At 43.7% G+C, this 4201-nt stretch carries 4 protein-coding genes; all 4 read left to right on the forward strand.

Features of this window, described 5'->3' with window-relative positions:
- Positions 1-297: 297 nt before the first annotated feature.
- Positions 298-534 (forward strand): DUF1146 family protein, encoded by a 237-nt coding sequence (locus SIN01_RS14120; RefSeq protein WP_010023455.1) that lies wholly within the window; start codon positions 298-300, stop codon positions 532-534.
- 108 nt (positions 535-642) lie between these two features.
- Positions 643-1410 carry a YwmB family TATA-box binding protein gene (locus SIN01_RS14125; protein WP_010023456.1) on the forward strand — a complete coding sequence of 256 codons (768 nt, stop codon included), beginning with the start codon at positions 643-645 and terminating at the stop codon, positions 1408-1410.
- A gap of 107 nt (positions 1411-1517) precedes the next feature.
- On the forward strand, positions 1518-2852 hold the full coding sequence (gene murA / locus SIN01_RS14130) for a UDP-N-acetylglucosamine 1-carboxyvinyltransferase (protein WP_010023458.1): 1335 nt from the start codon (positions 1518-1520) through the stop codon (positions 2850-2852).
- Positions 2853-3067: 215 nt separating this feature from the next.
- The gene (gene spoIID, locus SIN01_RS14135) at positions 3068-4063 is read left to right on the forward strand and encodes a stage II sporulation protein D (protein WP_010023460.1); all 996 of its coding nucleotides are present in this window, start codon (positions 3068-3070) and stop codon (positions 4061-4063) included.
- Positions 4064-4201 lie beyond the last annotated feature (138 nt).

Below are 4201 nucleotides of genomic sequence, written 5' to 3' on the forward strand. Positions count from 1 at the left end.
AGTAACGACCGGGCGCATTTTGCCCGGATTTTTCTTAAAATTTATTTTGGCTTACATGGCACTGTTATTGATCGAAAAATACTGAAAAAACTTTTAATGAAAAAAAGTAGTCAATTATAAAAAACGGCGGTAAAATAAACTTTGTCAGAATAGATTATCGTTATATTAAAATTATGTTACGAAATTATTACAAATAAGGAGATGGATGCACAATCTGTTATTCCTAAACGAAGAATATAAATTGCGTAGGGATAAGAGAACCGGTATTACATATAAGACGACAGGCGGTGGCTTTGATTGATTGAGAATTCCGGCCTTTTGGCTTTGATCAGTATTGTTGCTCAATTACTTTTTTTCGCACTTACATGGTGGGCACTTCAATCTGTAAAATTTGAGGCGGTTTTTCGTCATGCAAAGAGCTTACAAGCGAGAATTTTATATGTGCTTTTGGCAATCGCCATTAGTTACCCGGTAACAAAATTTTTTCTTGATTATGTGAACTGGTCCTTAATTTTACCGCAAATTTATGATTGAATTTTCATTGTTCGATGATGCAAATTCAGTCTGAATATGACGAAAAGTTCCACGTATGCTGCTCTTCTGCTTCAGGTAATACTGAAGACAAGGAGAGGGGCGGATTTTATGAAACGGAACATTTTGTTTGGCATTATTTTCTTGTTACTGGTTTTATGGATCATGCAATTTCGCCAAGATCGGGTAGCTGCAGAAGCGAATCAATCGCACCTTGAAGAGTTGAATCGGGTTTCATTATTTGCACGCACGTTGAAAGCGCAGCATGCACAGATTACGGGCTGGAACATTTACGCACGTGAGCCCCAGGATACTCATGCATCAAAGCTAGAAGTGAAAAAGGGTGCAGCAACAATTCAGGCAAAATTGGATGATTACAAGTGGCAGGTGATGCCTGCTCGTGACGGCGCGTTTGGCTGGGTTGGGATTAAGAAAGCGAAACTCGGGCACGCGCAATGGCGGGTTAGCTACATCGCTTACCCAAATGGGAACGGTTACCAAACAGTCATTCTTTACCAAGGAAGCGGCAAATCATTTATACCGGCGCAATGGGGAGAGACAAGAGACGAAATGAGTGCGGAATTAGCACGTATTTTTAATGGTCAAGAGCACTTATACTCTTGTGTAAGCGCATATCGCAATGATAAAATGAAACGTACCTTGCTTGAAGAAGGAAAACGGTATCTTAAGCTTTTTTCAGCTATTCCTGTTGAGCAACTGCAAGAAAAAACCTTTGTATCGATATCAGCATATAATGGGGCATGGAACAATGCCATTGACACTTCGAAAAAAAAGATGAACATTCAGGCAGCCTTGAGAAATGATGGAGACCGGACCATTATTGTCCTTGGCTCACCGATCATTACGGTGGAATACTAATCAGGAAAAGTTTCCAGTGATCGTAATGATTCAATTCAACAATAGACGCGGCACGGAAGAATGTTCCGGATCGAGCGAAGAGATAATTGGACGCGGAGGGGAAAAGTTTGGAAAAGATTATCGTTCATGGAGGGAAACGGCTTTCGGGCTCTGTGAAGATTGAAGGTGCAAAGAACGCTGTTCTTCCTGTCATAGCCGCATCAATGCTTGCTACGAAGGGCACGAGCAAAATATATAATGTGCCGGAACTGGCTGATGTATACACGATTAATGAAGTATTACGGTACTTGAATACGTCGGTGAATTACGAAAAGAAAACGATTATGGTTAATGCAATGGCTGATCTATTTACAGAAGCGCCTTTTGAATATGTTCGGAAAATGCGTGCCTCTTTTTTAGTCATGGGTCCACTGCTTGCACGCGTTGGTCACGCGAAAATCGCTCTTCCAGGGGGATGCGCGATTGGCTCCAGACCCATTGACCAGCATCTGAAAGGCTTTGAAGCCATGGGTGCTAAGGTTACGATCGGAAACGGCTCCATCGAAGCACGTGTGGATGGGAAGCTAAAAGGATCGGTCATTTATTTAGATTTCCCAAGTGTTGGTGCAACGGAAAACATCATGATGGCTGCAACGCTTGCCGAAGGAGAAACGGTTCTCGAAAATGCAGCATGCGAGCCTGAGATTGTCAACCTGGCGCAATACCTTAATGCAATGGGTGCAAAGGTCAGCGGTGCAGGTACGGGCAGAGTGACGATTAAAGGTGTTCATGAACTTTGCGGAGCAGAGCACCGGATTCTTCCTGACCGGATTGAAGCAGGTACGTATATGATTGCTGCGGCGATAACCGGTGGCAATGTACTGGTGGAAGACACTGATATCAAAGATCTTCGACCACTGATCGCCAAAATGCGTGATATGGGTGTTGTCATCAAAGAAGAAGCGAGAGGTGTTCGTGTGATTGGCAACGATCACTTGCAGGCGGTTGATGTCAAGACGATGCCGCATCCTGGGTTTCCAACCGATCTTCAAGCACAAATGATGGCTCTTTTGCTAAAAGCGAATGGAACTTCAGTGATTACAGAAACCGTTTTTGAAAACCGTTTTATGCATGTTGAAGAATACCGCAGAATGAATGCGGCAATCAAAATTGATGGTCGAGCGGCTGTAATTAGCGGACCTTGTGATCTCCAGGGCGCTGAAGTTGCCGCGACCGATCTTCGTGCAGGAGCTGCTCTGGTAATCGCCGGCTTAGTTGCAAAGGGCTATACCAAAGTCAGCCGTTTGCACCATATTGATCGCGGTTATGTAGATCTTACCGGAAAACTCCGTGCTTTAGGTGCGGATATTGAGCGTGTCAGCATGAATGATGCGGAACAACCGGTTGCATCAACCGAGGAAGCATTACAAGGAGCACTAAGCATTAACCCGAAATTTGCTTAATTAAATTGATGATCCAGGCAGGCACTCGGTCGATTGATTCGAGTGCTTTTGATGTTTTTTAATATTCCGACAGTTGCTCTTGCAAGCCTCTCAAAATGGATGATATGCTTCCACGTGATTAATGATGCACATGGGCTTGTTCTATTTGCGCAAGCACCTGCATAGTAATTAATAACCCAATAACCCAATAACTCACACGCGTGGAGGCAATGTTCATGAATAAAGCCGCTGTACTGCTTCTCCTCTTTGGATTCGTTATCGTTATGATCCCCGCCGCTATCGTTATCCCATTCACGCAGAAGGCATCGGGAGAAATGACCAAACAACAAAACACAACCAAATCAGCTGCACACGCGCCCCAAAACAGTTCGATCACCGTTTCTGTATACCGGTCTACTCAGAAAGTAACGGATCAAGTTGCCCTAGACGATTATTTGGTTGGCGTTGTCGCATCAGAAATGCCGGCTAAATTTCGTTTGGAAGCATTAAAAGCGCAGGCAATTGCAGCACGGACGTACATTATGTCGCGGATAATCAACAATCCCGAGGTGCGCGTTAATGATACGGTTGAGAATCAGGTGTATCATAGTCCGACTGAATTAAAAACGCTTTGGGGTAAAGATTATGAAAAAAGAATGAAAAAAGTCATGCAAGCGGTGACAGAGACCAAGAACCAGGTGGTTACCTATAATGGTAAGCTCATTTCACCAGTGTTTTTTTCAACCAGTAACGGTCGGACGGAAAATGCTGAAGATTATTGGTCCAATGATATCCCTTATCTTCGTTCGGTACCAAGTCCCTGGGACAAACTGTCGCCTAGGTATAAAAATAAACAAACGCTGCCGATTCAATCTGTAGAGCAAGCGTTGGGCATTGACTTAAACGGTGTTCAAGGAGCAATCGGTAATGTGATAAAAAAGACGGATACCGGACATATCGCAGAAATTGAGATTGACGGAAAGCAATTTACAGGCCGCGACGTGCGCGAAAAATTAAAGCTGACGTCCACAGACTTTCAACTAACAAAAACCGGAAATAAGGTTCAAGCGGTGACCGTTGGCAGCGGGCATGATGTTGGCATGAGTCAATACGGTGCCGAAGGAATGGCACGCGAGGGAAAAACAGCAAAACAAATCATCACCTATTATTACCAAGGAACACAAATCAGTAAAATGACGGTAAAGCCGCAAAAGGATACAGCTAAGAAGTAGCATAGCCATACAGTAGGGCATCTCGAAAGTCAGTGTCGAGACGCTTTTTTAACAGGTAAAGAAAGTTTATGATTTTGCTTTGGTGTAGAACGATAAGCGGCAATTTCATCAATAAGAGTTAGCTCGAGACACGAAAGC

The sequence above is a fragment of the Sporolactobacillus inulinus genome, from assembly GCF_006539285.1.
Classification (GTDB): Bacteria; Bacillota; Bacilli; order Bacillales; family Sporolactobacillaceae; genus Sporolactobacillus; species Sporolactobacillus inulinus.